At 38.4% G+C, this 15,657-nt stretch carries 13 protein-coding genes; 11 read left to right on the forward strand and 2 right to left on the reverse strand.

What is annotated here, in order from left to right:
* Positions 1-202 precede the first annotated feature (202 nt).
* From bioA to PMAL9190_RS02725, 7 genes are all read left to right on the forward strand, one after another.
* A complete protein-coding gene (bioA, locus tag PMAL9190_RS02695; RefSeq protein ID WP_087844201.1) occupies positions 203-1,465 on the forward strand; it encodes an adenosylmethionine--8-amino-7-oxononanoate transaminase in 1,263 nt (420 codons plus the stop codon).
* Positions 1,466-1,636: 171 nt separating this feature from the next.
* Entirely contained in the window at positions 1,637-2,200 is a 564-nt protein-coding gene (locus PMAL9190_RS02700; RefSeq protein WP_087843801.1) for an LON peptidase substrate-binding domain-containing protein, read from the forward strand.
* A gap of 610 nt (positions 2,201-2,810) precedes the next feature.
* Entirely contained in the window at positions 2,811-4,394 is a 1,584-nt protein-coding gene (locus tag PMAL9190_RS02705) for an L-lactate permease (protein WP_087843802.1), read from the forward strand.
* A 104-nt stretch (positions 4,395-4,498) separates the two neighbouring features.
* Positions 4,499-5,218, forward strand: a complete 720-nt coding sequence (locus tag PMAL9190_RS02710; protein ID WP_087843803.1) for a (Fe-S)-binding protein — start codon at positions 4,499-4,501, stop codon at positions 5,216-5,218.
* Positions 5,219-5,230: 12 nt separating this feature from the next.
* On the forward strand, positions 5,231-6,646 hold the full coding sequence (locus PMAL9190_RS02715) for a LutB/LldF family L-lactate oxidation iron-sulfur protein (protein WP_087843804.1): 1,416 nt from the start codon (positions 5,231-5,233) through the stop codon (positions 6,644-6,646).
* Positions 6,647-6,657: 11 nt separating this feature from the next.
* Positions 6,658-7,401, forward strand: a complete 744-nt coding sequence (locus PMAL9190_RS02720) for a LutC/YkgG family protein (protein WP_087843805.1) — start codon at positions 6,658-6,660, stop codon at positions 7,399-7,401.
* Between the two features lie 144 nt (positions 7,402-7,545).
* Positions 7,546-8,448: a LysR family transcriptional regulator gene (locus PMAL9190_RS02725; RefSeq protein ID WP_087843806.1), complete on the forward strand. Its 903-nt coding sequence runs from the start codon at positions 7,546-7,548 to the stop codon at positions 8,446-8,448.
* On the opposite strand, the gene mlc is transcribed toward PMAL9190_RS02725, so the two are convergent.
* Positions 8,445-9,659, reverse strand: a complete 1,215-nt coding sequence (gene mlc / locus PMAL9190_RS02730; RefSeq protein ID WP_087843807.1) for a sugar metabolism global transcriptional regulator Mlc — start codon at positions 9,657-9,659, stop codon at positions 8,445-8,447. The genes PMAL9190_RS02725 and mlc overlap by 4 nt on opposite strands.
* Positions 9,660-9,927: 268 nt before the next feature.
* Here mlc and queE point away from each other — a divergent pair, with 268 nt between their 5' ends.
* The 4 genes from queE (at position 9,928) to PMAL9190_RS02750 (ending at position 15,231) form a co-directional block, all read left to right on the forward strand.
* Positions 9,928-10,608 (forward strand): 7-carboxy-7-deazaguanine synthase QueE, encoded by a 681-nt coding sequence (queE, locus tag PMAL9190_RS02735; RefSeq protein WP_200813373.1) that lies wholly within the window; start codon positions 9,928-9,930, stop codon positions 10,606-10,608.
* Between the two features lie 263 nt (positions 10,609-10,871).
* Positions 10,872-12,272: an asparagine--tRNA ligase gene (gene asnS, locus PMAL9190_RS02740; protein WP_087843809.1), complete on the forward strand. Its 1,401-nt coding sequence runs from the start codon at positions 10,872-10,874 to the stop codon at positions 12,270-12,272.
* A gap of 310 nt (positions 12,273-12,582) precedes the next feature.
* Positions 12,583-13,869, forward strand: a complete 1,287-nt coding sequence (locus PMAL9190_RS02745; protein WP_087843810.1) for a GGDEF domain-containing protein — start codon at positions 12,583-12,585, stop codon at positions 13,867-13,869.
* A 168-nt stretch (positions 13,870-14,037) separates the two neighbouring features.
* Complete coding sequence (locus PMAL9190_RS02750) at positions 14,038-15,231, forward strand: amino acid aminotransferase (RefSeq protein ID WP_087843811.1); 1,194 nt, start codon at positions 14,038-14,040, stop codon at positions 15,229-15,231.
* Between the two features lie 74 nt (positions 15,232-15,305).
* On the opposite strand, the gene PMAL9190_RS02755 is transcribed toward PMAL9190_RS02750, so the two are convergent.
* Positions 15,306-15,611: a hypothetical protein gene (locus PMAL9190_RS02755; RefSeq protein WP_087844202.1), complete on the reverse strand. Its 306-nt coding sequence runs from the start codon at positions 15,609-15,611 to the stop codon at positions 15,306-15,308.
* Positions 15,612-15,657: the final 46 nt, after the last annotated feature.

A 15,657-nucleotide genomic window follows, 5' to 3' on the forward strand; every position in this document is an offset into this window, starting at 1 on the left:
GTCCCTCTTTTATGCTTTTTATTTATATCTTGAAATAAAACCGATACCGATTGAGGTCACAATCGATTCATCATTAGTTGTTCAATAAACAACCACTAAGACACTTTATTGCCTTGTTGTTGTTGGCTAGTCTACTAACAGCGCGTAGACTGTCAACCACAAAAAATAATTTTGGTTTACAGTAGTGCAAAAACAACCCGACATTGATCTTGCTTTTGATCAGCAACATATCTGGCATCCTTACACTTCAACAGTAGCACCACTGCCTTGTTACCCTGTAACTGAAGCTAATGGTGTCTATCTTACGCTTGAGAATGGCACCCAATTGATTGATGGTATGTCTTCATGGTGGTCTGCTATTCATGGCTATAACAACCCCCAATTAACAGCTGCAGCTAAAACCCAGCTTGATAAAATGTCCCATGTGATGTTCGGAGGTATCACCCATCAACCAGCGATTGATCTCTGTAAAAAATTAGTCGCAATAACACCATCAGGATTAGATACTGTTTTTCTAGCTGATTCTGGATCCGTTGCCGTTGAAGTTGCACTTAAAATAGCACTGCAATATTGGCATGCTAAAGGTGAGCCTAGAGCCAAGTTTTTAACCCTCAGCCACGGTTATCATGGCGATACATTTGCAGCAATGTCAGTTACAGATCCTGACAACTCAATGCACAGTATTTATAAAGGATTTTTACCACAGCATATTTTTGCTGATTCGCCACAATGTGGTTTCTGGGATCAATGGGATGAGAATGATATTGATGATTTTTCAAATAAATTAGCACACAACCACCAACACATCGCAGCGGTAATTTTGGAACCTATAGTGCAAGGTGCGGGAGGAATGCGGCTATACCATCCCACTTATCTGCGTCGTGTTCGCGAATTATGTGATCATTATGGTGTGTTATTAATTGCAGATGAAATTGCGGTGGGTTTTGGACGCACAGGAAAATTATTTGCGTGTGAACATGCAGAAATTAGCCCTGACATACTTTGCGTAGGTAAAGCTCTTACTGGTGGTTATATGACATTATCAGCCGTTATTACCCAAAAGAATATTGCAGATACGGTATGCAGCGGTGAGGCTGGGTGCTTTATGCATGGGCCAACCTTTATGGGGAATCCGCTTGCCTGTGCCGTTGCCAATGCTAATCTCGAACTACTAGAACAAAATAAATGGCAACAACAAGTTGCAGCCATTGAAAACCAACTTGCCAATGAATTACCTCACATTGCCACCCTTGAAAAAGTAAAACAAGTACGTTGGTTAGGCGCTATTGGCATTATTGAGTTACATCAACCCGTTGACATGGTTGCAATACAGCAGGCTTTTGTTAATGAGGGGGTATGGATCCGTCCTTTTGGGCGTTTAGTTTATATTATGCCGCCCTATATTATTACTGCGAGTCAATTGTCGTCATTAACTCAAGCGATATATCAGGTTTTAAACATATAATGCTACTAAGCTAAGCAGCCTTTTATTTTACCTCAGTATCATAAAGCAGACATTATTCTATCTTAGTCTGCTTATACTGATTATAGGTGCCCGAACCACAGAATAATAATGATAATTATATATCGAGCGACCATGTACTTATATTAAAACGTATTAGCTAGGGTTATCATTATGCAGTTACCTCTTTTCCCACTTGATATCTATTTGTTACCCAATGGTATTTGCAAATTACGTATTTACGAACAACGCTATATTCGATTAGTTAAACTCGCGACCACCAACCACCATGGATTTGGTTTATGCATGAAGATTGATGACACCTTATGTCATTTTGGTACTCGCGCAATTATTACTGATTTTGATCCCCTTCCCGATGGATTTATGAGTATCACCATTAAGGGCGTTGAAATGTTTTTAATTAATAATCATTGGCAAGATAGCGATCGTCTGTATATTGGTGATACCTCACCTGTCCCTAATTGGCATAGTAAAGGGGTTAACTTTATTGATCAAAGCATTTCAGACAATTTACAACAACTGTTCCAACAGCATCCAGATCACGCTCGTTACTACCCAGAGCCTAAATTTGATGATATTACGTGGGTATGCCAACGCTGGCTCGAAATCCTGCCATTAGAAGTAAACCAAAAACAGTGGTTTATGAGCCGTAATGATTGCAGTGCTGCATTATCTTTTCTACACACTGTTATCAATAATAATGCGAATTTAAAATAGATAACTACAACAATAATCACTTTGTACATCCGTCAAGTTATGAAGGATTATTCATGATATTTAATAGAACGTTAAACTTAATGCAAATTAATGGTTTTCTGTTATTATTTACTCCTATTAATATATTTAATCACACCTAAATAATACTTGCTACATTCCAAATAACCATTGTAACTGCATTATTAACCATATTTTTGCTTGTTATCCCGCTTAAATAAGCGCTGTACTGATAATCATTATCTTTAATTAAAGTAAACAAATAAAATAGCCACAATAAACACCTAAAATATTAGCTTATGTATGCAAATATATTGTTTCCAATAATGATATAATCATCAGAGCGATTTTTTTCACCCTTTAACCTAACATATTGATTTTTTATGATTAACAACTGAAACAGCTGCCTATTTTTTCATGTTCACATCACATTTAATTAATACGTATGATAAATACGTAAAATAAATAGATAGAAAGTTTCATTTTCCTGCCTAAAATAATATTCCCACTGAGGTAATCAGTACAAAAAATACTATTCACATAGTAATAATAAATAAAAATAAATTTCGTCTGTTTGAATATGGAATAAGACGACTCAGTCAGGGAAAAATACATGCTAAATCTAGCGATATCGATCATTCCAATTTTATTATTAATTTGGATGATGACGAAAAAAAATGCTCTACCTTCACATATTGCATTACCTGTAACCGCATTAATTATCGGTTTTTTGCAATTAGTTTATTTTGGCACTAGTGGACGGCTATTAACCGCAAATATTATTTCTGGCACTTTATCAGCAATCACTCCAATTTCTATTATTGCAGGCGCGATATTATTAAATCGAACTCTCTCAATTTCAGGCTGTGAAGATGTCATAAAACAATGGTTAGAAGGTATTAGTAAAAACCAAATTGGTCAGCTAATGATCATTGGTTGGGCCTTTGCATTCATGATTGAAGGGGCGTCAGGATTTGGTACACCCGCTGCCATTGCTGCACCTATTCTAGTAGGGTTAGGCTTTAATCCACTACGGGTTGCAATGCTGGCATTAGTCATGAACTCAGTGCCGGTCTCTTTTGGTGCGGTCGGTACGCCAACATGGTTTGGATTCGGTAACTTAGGGCTTTCTGATACTGAATTGCTCGATGTCGGCAGCTTATCTGCCATCATGCACACTGTTGCGGCAATCGTTATTCCAGTTATTGCGTTGCGGTTTATTGTTAGTTGGCAACAAATTCGCCGTAACATTATTTTTATTCAGCTGAGTATTTGGTCGTGTACGCTACCTTATGTTTGGCTTGCACAATGGAATTATGAATTTCCAGCCCTAATTGGTGGCGCTATTGGTTTAACGTTATCAATACTATTTGCACGCTATAACATTGGTTTAGAAAAGAAAGAGCTAATAGAGACAGAAAAAACAACGGCTACGTTGCCTTTTGGACACGTATTTAAGGCCATGGCGCCAACGCTATTACTGATCTTTATTTTAATTGTTACTCGTATTAAGCAATTAGGGTTAAAAGGCATGTTAAACGACGCAACGCCAATGTGGAATTTCCACTTAGGCTTTGCTGATTTACATATTAGCCAAGCTTTAATTATTCACATCAATCAGATTTTAGGCACCGATACTGCTTGGGCATACAAAACCTTATATGTGCCAGCATTAATTCCTTTTTTCTTGGTTGTTTTAGTGTCGATTCCTTTTTTAAAAATGAATAAAAAACAAGTAACAACAGTATTTAGCGACACAGCGTCACGGATAAAAACGCCCTTTATCGCTCTTGTTGGTGCGTTAATTATGGTGAAATTCATGATGATTGGTGGCGATCATTCACCGATTATGACAACCGGTAATGCTTTTGCAGCACTTTTAGGTAAAAACTGGCAATACTGTGCCGCTTACCTTGGTGCTTTAGGTGCATTTTTCTCAGGTTCCGCGACAGTTTCTAATCTTACTTTTGGTGCTATTCAGCAAAGCATTGCTCACAGCGTTGGCTTACCTGAAACCATTATTCTAGCCCTACAATCTGTCGGTGGTGCTATGGGTAATATGGTATGTATTAATAATATTATTGCAGTATCAGCCATACTTGGTATTGCAAATAAAGAAGGTTACATCATTAAACGAACAGTTATACCAATGGTTTTATATGGCGTAATTGTCGCGATTGTAAGTGTTTTTCTTTAATCACTTAACACAATAGGTTTACGTACTGTGCCGTTATGTAACAGACGTAAGCCAACAGTATAACATCAATATCTCAGGCGCCTTTACGCCATTGGAGCAATAAAATGAAGGTAAACTTTTTTGTCACTTGTCTTGGTGATACCGTAAAAGCAGAAGTTGCTAAAAAGACAGTGCAACTGCTTGAACAACTCAAGTGTGAAGTGATTTTTCCAGAACGCCAAGGATGTTGTGGTCAACCCGCACTAAACAGTGGTTACATTGAAAAAAGCAAACCTGCTATGAAAAGCATGATCGAAGCATTTGAAATTAACGATTATCCAATCGTGACTCCTGCTGGCTCATGTGCCGCTTCGATAAAGAAATATCCACATTATTTAGAAGATGAGCCTGAATGGGCTGCTCGCGCACAAAAAGTTGCGGACCGTTTATTTGAACTGACCCAATTTGTAGTACGTCAATTAGGGGTAGAAAATGTTGGTGCTCGTCTTGAAGGTAAAGGGGTTTATCACCCGTCATGTAGCCTTATTCGTAAATTAGGCGTACGTGAAGAACCGCTTATTTTATTAAATAATGTTGAAGGACTAGAACTATTACCGATTGATAACCAAGAAACATGCTGTGGCTTTGGTGGTACTTTCTCAGTAAAAATGTCTGAAATTTCAGGGGAAATGGTAACAGAGAAAGTACAGCACATTAGTGCAGTCAAACCAGACTTCTTAATTGGTGCTGATATTAGCTGCCTACTCAATATTGGCGGTCGTATTAGCCGTGAAGGTCAACCAATTAAAGTAATGCACATTGTTGATGTGCTGATGAGTCGTTAAGAGGTCATTATTATGTCAATGAAAACAAGCAACGTTAAATTTAAAGATCGTATTCATCTAAAAATGAAAGATGAGTCAATGCGTGCTGCCGTTGCCAACGCACAAGAGCGTATGTTTAAAAGTCGTGCTATTGCTGCTGAAAAACTCGGTAACTGGGAAGAATGGCGTGAAATGGGCATGGATATTCGTAACCATGTACTTGAAAATCTTGATTACTACTTAATGCAGCTTAGTGAAAATGTAGAAAAAAATGGTGGTCATGTTTTCTTTGCCGCAACCGCTGAAGATGCAACCAACTACATCGAAACAATTGTACAAAAAAAGAATGCTAAAAAAATCGTAAAATCTAAATCGATGGTGACTGAAGAAATCGGTATGAACCAGATGATTCAACGCAATAATTGCGAAATCATCGAAACTGATTTAGGCGAATATATATTACAAGTCGATGATTGTGATGCGCCATCACACATTGTTGTACCTGCATTACATAAAAACCGCACTCAAATTCGCGAAGTGTTCAAAGAAAAGCTTGGTTATGATGGCAACTCAGATCCTGAAGCTATGACCCGTTTTGTCCGTGAGCATATTCGCCATGATTTTCTTGAAGCCGAAATCGGCATAACAGGATGTAACTTTGCCATTGCAGAGTCTGGCACAGTAACGCTTGTTACTAACGAAGGTAACGCACGTCTCGCCACCAGCTTGCCAAAAAACCATATCGCTGTCATGGGTATGGAACGTATTGTTCCTACTTTTGCAGAATTTGATATTGTTGCAAGCCTATTATGCCGCAGTGCCGTTGGCCTACCATTAACTGGTTATGTCACCGCATTAACTGGTCCTCGTGAGGGTGACAATTGTGACGGTCCAGAAGAATTCCACCTTGTTATTGTTGATAACGGCCGTTCAAAGATTCTAGGCTCAGAATTCCGTCCAATCTTACGTTGTATCCGTTGTGCAGCGTGTGTTAATACCTGCCCAGCATACCGCCATATTGGTGGTCAATCTTACGGTTCAATCTATTCAGGTCCAATTGGTGCGGTATTATCGCCTTTACTTGGTGGTTACAAAGACTTCAAAGACTTACCTAACGCTTGTAGTTTATGTCGCGCATGTCATGACGTCTGTCCAGTGAAAATTCCACTCTCTGATTTGTTGCTAAAACACCGCCAAATTATGGGTGAAGAAAAAATCACAGCGCCAGCTGAACGCGCTGCAATTACAGGCTTTAACTTTGTTAACTCTCACCCATTCATCTGGGATAAGACGGTGAAAATGGGGGCTATTGTGGCAGGAAAACTGATCAAAGATGGCAAATTACCGTTCAAAGTTGGTCTACTTAGCGCTTGGACACAAACTCGTGATTTACCAGAAACAGCAGGTCAATCATTCCGTAGCTGGTTTAAAAACAGAAACAATAAATAAGGGACTTCCGCATGTCAGAGCAACGCATTTTTAACCGCGATAGTTTCCTTAATAATATCGCGAAACAACTTGGTCGTGAGCGTATTACAGCGCCTGTAGTACGCCAAAATTTAAAATATAACTGTCATAAAGAGGTTTTGGCGAATAAAAGTCCTGATGAGTTAAAAGCCATTTTAGTTGACTACACTGAAACAACATTAGCCTCCCAGGCTGTTGTTACAACGAAGGATAAGCTAACAGAAACGTTACGTAATGTATGTTTTCACTATTGCACTGATGATAGCGAAGGCCTTAATCCTATCGGAGAAACCATCTTTACAGCGGATAATCGTCTATTAGATATAGTAAATCCGAAAGATTTAGCTGAAAAGCAACATGGTGTCTACATCTGGGATCATAGTGCTGGCTATGAGGCAAATATTGCAGTTGCGGAACGTGCTAAAGTCGGCGTAGTATTTGCGGAACAAGCATTAGCTGAATCAGGTACGATGGTACTGTATAGTCAAGCTGCACAAGGTCGAGCGGTTAGTTTACTCCCTGAAGCGTCTGTATTTATCGTACCTAAAAGTAATATTGTTCCTCGCTTAACCCAAGCGACAGAAGTTTTACATCAAAAAGCACGTAATGGTGAACGTATACCGTCATGTGTAAACTTTATTTCAGGTCCTAGCTCGACTGCAGATATCGAGTTGATCAAGGTTGTTGGTGTGCATGGGCCCGTCTTTGCCACCTACATCATTATTGATGATATGTAGTTTTACCTATCACCAATAGTGATAATCAAACTAGCAGGATGCTAGTGGTTAAGCACTTAAACGGGAATACGAAAAAACGCAGTTATCGGACTGCGTTTTTTTTCGCGTATAATTCGGCAATAAACCGACTCATGGAATATTAATATGCCTGCCATTGATGATCTCGTTCTTTTTACCCAAATTATTGAGCATGGATCGTTCAGTAAAGTTGCTGAACTCAATAACATCACCAAATCTGTTGTTAGTAAACGTATCAGCAAGCTTGAAACCAGTTTAGGATTACAGCTTATTTATCGTACCACACGTAAACTAACACTGACCGAGCCTGGTGAAGTACTCTATCATCGAGCAAAAAGTATCAGTAATATTGCTCAAACTGCCTTTGATTCTGTCACTGGCTATAGTGAAGCACTCTCAGGCAAAATACGGATGTCAGTCCCAACTATTTCGGGTGAACTGGTACTAGCAAATGCTGTTTCTAGTTTTTGTCAAAAACATCCAGGCCTCACGGTTGATATGTCACTTAATAATCACTTTGTTGATTTGGTTGCAGATAACTACGATCTGGTTATTCGTACAGGCTATCTTGAAGACTCGAGCCTCATTGCACGACATATTTTTAACTCTCGCTGGGTTATCTGCGCCTCACCAGCCTACTTAGAACAACATGGAATACCTGAAACACCAAAGGCATTAAATAGTCACAATTGTTTAGGCTATAATCCTCAAAGCTCAGGCCCTTTTGAATGGCAATTTATTCGCCAGAATAAGATCTATACTCATAAAGTCAGTGGTAACTTCTCATCAGATAATGCAGCAGCATTAAAGAAGGCGACTCTCGCCGGTAATGGCATTGCATATTTACCGACTTGTTTAGTCTATGACGAATTACAACAAGGAAAATTGATCGAAGTATTAGCCGCCCATGCTGGAAAAGTCGTTGGCATTTATGCCGTTTACCCTTACACTCGAAAACCTGCTAAACGCATTCAAGCCCTCATTGAACATATTCGAGAGAGCTATATGGAAATTAAAGAACAATTTTAGCCATCGATCAATTTCATTAATAAATGACCGTCATACAACGCTTGTTTAACTAGAGCGGCCCCAGGCATGGTTGCTTGAGTATAAAAACAACTTTCTTTAAGCTCTAAATCGCGATTATAAATCGGCAATGTTTGACCAATAATGCATTCCATTATTGCAGGATATAAAACCGATTTAGCGCGATTTAACTCGCCGCCAATGAGGATCCGTTGCGGATTAAACAGATTTACCATAATCGCTATTGCTTGCCCGAGGTGATGGCCAAGATCAATGATAATTTGACGAGCAAGGGCGTCACCAGCGACTGCAGCATCACAGATAGCTTCAATGGTTAATGTCGATGCGACCAATGTTGATGCATGCCCTTCTTGTAAACGAAGCGCTGTCTGTTCTAAGACTGCCGTTAAACTAGCGACAGTTTCTAAACAGCCATGATTACCACAAAAACAGCGTTTACCATAAGGTTTAATCTGAATATGGCCTAATTCGCCAATGTTACCAGTTCGACCTTGAAGTACCGTATCATCCAAAATAATTCCTGCGCCAACACCATGATGGACAGACACTAAAATAGAATTTGAAACCCCTCGCGAATTACCAAACAATTTTTCAGCCAACGCCCACGACCGAGTGTCATTACCCACAAATACAGGTAACCCCGTTTCCTGATGAATAATGTCACTTAACGGTAGATTTTTTATGGTGTAATGCGGCATTTGTAATACGATGCCTTCATCAGCATTGACAAGACCAGGTAATGAAACTGCAATGGCTGATATACGATCAAGTGCACTAACGTGATTGGCAAAAAATACGTTAATTTCAGTTAATAATTTAGACACTACATCATCTTGCTGCAATTGCTTAATGTCTTGTCGTTCCTCAACCAAAACATCACCACTGAGTGAGTGTAATGCGATGGTCAAATAACCTCTACCTAATCGAATCGATAAAAATTGCCAGCCTTCATTGGCAGGTACAAGTCCAATTGCAGGGCGGCCACGACTCGTCGATTCTTGATATTGTGTTTCTTTTATTAAATGCGCTTCGATTAATTCACGGGTTATTTTGGTAATACTCGCAGGAGCAAGCTGACTACGCTTAGATAATTCAATCCGTGAAATAGGTCCGTACAGATCAATAAGTTTATATACGCTCCCGGCATTATTTCTTTTAATATGATCAATATGACCTGGCTGAGCGACGTACATGTCGATACTCCTAGGGGAAAAACAGCGCTAAATATCATTCAGTTTCTAATTTTTTTACTTTGCGAACTAATTGTGAAGTCTCTTGTTCTCAGGACGTGACAGACGTCACGAGGAATCCCTAAAGACTTCCGCTTTAGGTTCTGACATAATGATAAATCGACATTTCGTCGAGTATAAATTCAACTAGCAAATTTAATCTCTTGCGTACTTTTACTCAGCGTATTTACTATGGTTCTCATTAGTAATGGTAAAAGTAGCACTAGAGAATATGAGGTTCCACGTGTACAAAATTAATGAAGTCTTTGAAACCATTCAAGGTGAAGGTGTATTCACCGGCGTGCCTGCTATTTTTGTTCGCTTACAAGTCTGTCCTGTTGGCTGCTCATGGTGTGATACCAAACAAACATGGACAGCTGAGCCAGAAGATTTAGTCAACGTTGAGCGCATTATGGTAAAAACAGAAGACTCACCACTTTGGACACAGCTTGATGCTGACGGTGTTGTAAGTTTATTAATAGCTCAAGGTTATACGGCTAAGCACGTTGTTATCACCGGTGGCGAGCCTTGTATTTATGATTTACGTCCATTGACTGCTGCATTAGAAACCGCAGGCTTTAATTGCCAAATAGAAACCAGTGGGACTTCCGCTATTTTAACCACAGATAATACCTGGGTTACGGTATCACCAAAAATCAATATGAAAGCGAAATTACCGGTCTTAACCTCTGCACTAGCCCGTGCTAACGAAGTTAAACATCCGGTTGGTACACAAAAAGATATTGATCAATTAGACGCTCTTTTGGCAACGGCAACATTACGTAATGATGTCACTATTGCTTTACAACCTATCAGTCAAAAGCCTCGCGCGACTGAGTTATGTATTTCAACCTGTATCGCACGTAATTGGCGTTTATCAATTCAAACCCATAAATATTTAGCGATTGCTTAACTACAGCCTTTAAAGTTATCACACTATAATTTCAACAAATAATAGTGCAATGATAAGGCTCTGTTTGATTATTATTGCCAAAGTGATCATTTCTTAACCAACCTTATGTATAAATTATCACTTTCCCACATCAATTTATCAATCTGGTGAGATCAATGCTTGATGCTTGACGTAAGAAAGGTAATATTACTAACACAACGATATCTTTAAGCACGTCATACTTTAATTCCAAAGTGAGTGCCTAAACGGAGAATAACTTAAACATGACTTACGCGCCTGTAACAGACGTACTAAGCGGTAAGCTAGCAATTGACAGTGAAATTACTGTTCGTGGCTGGATCCGTTCACGTCGTGATTCCAAAGCTGGAATTTCTTTCCTTGCCATTTATGACGGCTCTTGTTTCGACCCGATTCAGGCCGTGGTCTCTAATGAGTTAAATAATTACCAGGAAGAAGTACTTAAATTAACAACGGGTTGCTCTGTTGAAGTCACTGGTACTATTGTTGCCTCTCCTGCTAAAGGTCAAGATTTTGAGCTAGTAGCAACCGCAGTTAAAGTTGTCGGTTGGGTTGAAGATGCTAACACTTACCCAATGGCGAAAACACGTCACTCAATTGAATATTTACGTGAAGTTGCCCACCTACGTCCACGTACAAACGTGATTGGCGCAGTGGCACGTGTTCGTAACTGTCTATCTCAAGCAATCCACCGCTTTTATCACGAGCAAGGTTTCTTCTGGACATCATCACCACTTATCACATCGTCTGATTGTGAAGGTGCCGGTGAAATGTTCCGTGTATCAACACTTGATCTAAACAACCTTCCTTTAGACGATAAAGGCAGTGTTGATTACGATAAAGACTTCTTTGGTAAGGAAACATTTTTAACCGTTTCTGGCCAATTAAATGCTGAAGCTTATGCATGTGCATTAAGCAAAGTTTACACGTTCGGTCCAACATTCCGTGCTGAAAACTCAAACACTAGCCGCCACCTAGCTGAATTCTGGATGGTTGAGCCTGAAGTTGCTTTTGCTGATCTAAACGATGTAGCAAAACTTGCTGAAGACATGTTGAAGTATGTTTTTGCCGCTGTTCTTGAAGAGCGTCGTGATGATCTTGAGTTCTTTGCTTCTCGCATTGATAAAGACGCTATCACTCGCCTTGAGCATTTTGTTAACGCTGATTTCGCACAAGTGGATTACACTGATGCAATCCAAATTCTACTAGATTCTGGTAAGAAATTTGAGTTTGATGTTGAGTGGGGCATTGATATGTCTTCTGAGCACGAGCGTTACCTTGCTGAAGAACACTTCAAAGCACCTGTTATCGTTAAGAACTACCCGAAAGACATTAAAGCTTTCTACATGCGCTTAAATGATGATGGTAAAACAGTAGCAGCAATGGATGTTCTTGCTCCAGGTATTGGTGAGATCATCGGTGGTGCACAACGTGAAGAGCGTTTAGACATTCTTGATGCACGTATGGTTGCTATGGGTATCGACCCTGAGCACATGGGTTGGTACCGCGATTTACGTCGTTACGGTACAGTGCCTCATGCAGGCTTCGGTCTTGGTTTTGAGCGTCTAGTTTCTTACGTAACAGGCATGGGTAACGTACGTGACGTGATTCCATTCCCACGTACTCCACGTTCAGCAAACTTCTAATTTTCGTAGTAAGTTCGCAGTTCAAAAAGCCACTTTTAAGTGGCTTTTTTTATACTTAATTAAAATTGCCAATAAAGCACTCTACTACTCAAAACACAATGGCAGAAATCAGTACACTATTGTCTAATAAATAGTTTAATAATCATTCTGTTACAATTTTTATTATACACAAAGTGCCGTTTGATACCCACAAGGCATCTTTATACTAAAAACAAAAAATATTAATGGATATGACAAGTATTTTTCATTTTAACGTGCTGTATGAATCTATAAAATGCAACCATCGATATTTTCAACCTCATGGATAGTAATGATTATAAATATAAAAGCTTTTTTCAAGAAAACGCTACGTCACTTTAAGCTTTTTAGTTTCTTTTTTATAATCTGTTCTAGCCTTTATTTTATTTATAACATTTATAATATTAATAAATTACATGGCCAATATCTCACAACTTTAAATAATATCTATTCTGCTGCTCGTCGCTTTGGTTCTTTTTATAATAATACCGGTACAGAAGATTTAAAAGAAGGCCAATACTTATTTAACGGCGTTTCTGTAGTTGTCAACACGTCAACACAAGCAAAAATATTATCAACAGGCATAAACAAGCTACGTTTACAAATAGATAAATTATCTGAAAACCATATTTGGACAGTAGCTGTTTTTGAAACATCTGCTAAATATTCACATTTTGATCCACTTCGAGCTATATATTTAAAACTCTATGATCATGTGGTACTTAACACTATTGTTAAAAATGAAGGTCTTATAGATACCTATCAATCTTTTTATGGCTGTAATATAAAGCTAACGGATATATACACTGAACAAGGTACAGATGAAATTCTTCGCACTGTTTATTTTCCTATATATAATAATAAAAAACTAGACGCTTTATTAGCTATTGATATTAATAATTCAATATTCAAGAACACATTAGATAATTATAATCGTAATAAAATGACAATTATTAATATGAACAATAATAACTTTTATCAAACCCAAGAATTATTACCATGCTCTGAAGTTGATCCTATTCATTTAGGCATTAATTTTTATACCCTGCTAAAATTCACCTTTTTACCATCTATATTATTAATGTTTTTATATCTTTCTCTAACAAAACTTATTACAAATAAAAACTTTATTTTACGTTATGACCAAATGACTCACTTTTATCGTCGTGATTTTTATGAAACAAAACTACTTAATCAGTCTGATTTTAATTTATTAATCATCGATATTGACCACTTCAAGAAAGTGAATGATACCTATGGTCATGAGGTTGGTGATGAAGTTATTCGTGCTGTAACTAAACGAATTAATAATTGTATTCGTAGTAATGATATTGCAATTCGTTGGGGAGGAGAAGAATTTATGCTTTCATTCCCAAAAATGAATAGCGAGCAACTGACTAGAAAAGCCCAACAAATATGTGACTCAATTGCGTTATACCCTATCTCCGATATTGATATTAGTGTATCTATTGGTGGTGTTAGCGCAAAAAACATCCATTTTAATGATGCTTATAAAGCAGCTGATCAGGCCCTCTATCATTCAAAAAATAATGGCCGTAATCAAGTTACCATCGTTTAAATTTGGTATTCATGCAGCAACATAGCAATACCATCACTTATGGTGAACGTAAAAATGTACAGAAAATATAAATATATATTCACAATTTTGTTGCATCCTCTTGTCAAGGTTCTATCACTAAGGGTATAAATAGAGACATAACTATTTACTTACCCATGGATGAAAAATATGTTTGAAAAGATTACAGCTGCACCCGCTGATCCCATTCTCGGTTTAACTGATGACTTTAAAGCTGATCCTAGAACGCATAAAATTAACCTCGGTGTAGGTATTTATAAAAATGAAGCAGGCAATACTCCTGTTTTAGCGACAGTAAAAAAAGCAGAAGCGATTCTATTAGCACAAGAAACAACCAAATCTTATTTAGGTATTCCTGGTACACCTGAGTATGGTCTAGCTGTGCAACAGCTTCTCTTTGGCGCAGACTCTACCCTCATTGCAGAGAAACGAGTTCAAACAGCACAAGCGCCTGGTGGTACAGGCGCTCTACGCGTTGCTGCTGAATTTATTAAACGTCAGTTAGGTGATGATGTTGCTGTTTGGATCAGTAATCCTACATGGGCTAACCATCATGGCGTATTTGGTGCCGCAGGTTTAGAAACTAAAACCTATGGCTATTATAATGCTGAGACAAAAGATATTGATTTTGATGCGACGATTGCAGATCTCAATCAAGCAAAAAAAGGGGATGTAGTCCTACTTCACGGCTGTTGCCATAACCCAACAGGTATTGATCCTACCAATACCCAATGGCAAACATTAGCTAAACTGTGCCTAGATAAAGGCCTATTGCCGATGTTTGATTTTGCATACCAAGGTTTTGCTCGTGGTGTGGAAGAAGATGCTCAAGGGCTACGTATTTTTGCAGATCAAGTACCTGAACTGCTTGTGGCAAGTTCCTTTTCGAAAAACTTTGGTCTTTATAACGAGCGAGTTGGTGCTTTTACCTTAGTCGCTCAAAATGCACAACAAGCGACAATTTCTTTTAGTCAAGTAAAGTCAATTGCACGCGTTATTTATTCAAACCCACCAGCACACGGTGCTGCTATTGTTACTCAAATTCTAAACGATGCTGTCTTGCGTGCTGAATGGGAACAAGAAGTTGCTGACATGCGTGATCGTATTCAAGAAATGCGGGTACTTTTTGTAACGACACTTAAACAATGTGGCGTCGACGCTGACTTTAGTTTTATTGAACGTCAAAATGGCATGTTCTCATTTTCAGGTCTTAACAAAGATCAAGTTAATCGTCTTAAAAACGAGTTTGCTATCTATATTGTTGGTTCTGGCCGTATTAGTGTTGCTGGCATGACAAAATCAAACATGCTGCCATTATGTCAGGGAATTGCAGCCGTTTTATAACCAATAACAGCTAACGTAAACGATAAAAAAGAGGATATTTATCCTCTTTTTTATCGACTATTGTAATAATAATATTAGCCTGATTTGTTTAAGGGTAGAACATTACAATAAAGATCATGTTCATAATGTTTCTCTAGTTGTTCACGCCAAGGCCGCTGTGTTATTGGTACCAGATAAAACATTTCTCTTGTTGTGTCAGTGACAAATGCCATCCCTTGTCGCATTACTTCATAATGTATATCGTGAATATAGCCAAGAGAAAAACTCTGTCTCCCCGTCAGCATGTTGATATCTTCGCGACTAAAAGATACTCCCTGTGTGTCACCTGCAAATCGTTCAAGTAGCCAACCAGAAAATTCCTTTGCACTTATCATCGTCATAAGATCAGTTTCTCCGAATTTTACGCACTCCTTGAGAATCATTCTC

It is taken from the genome of Photobacterium malacitanum, assembly GCF_900185615.1.
GTDB lineage: Bacteria > Pseudomonadota > Gammaproteobacteria > Enterobacterales > Vibrionaceae > Photobacterium > Photobacterium malacitanum.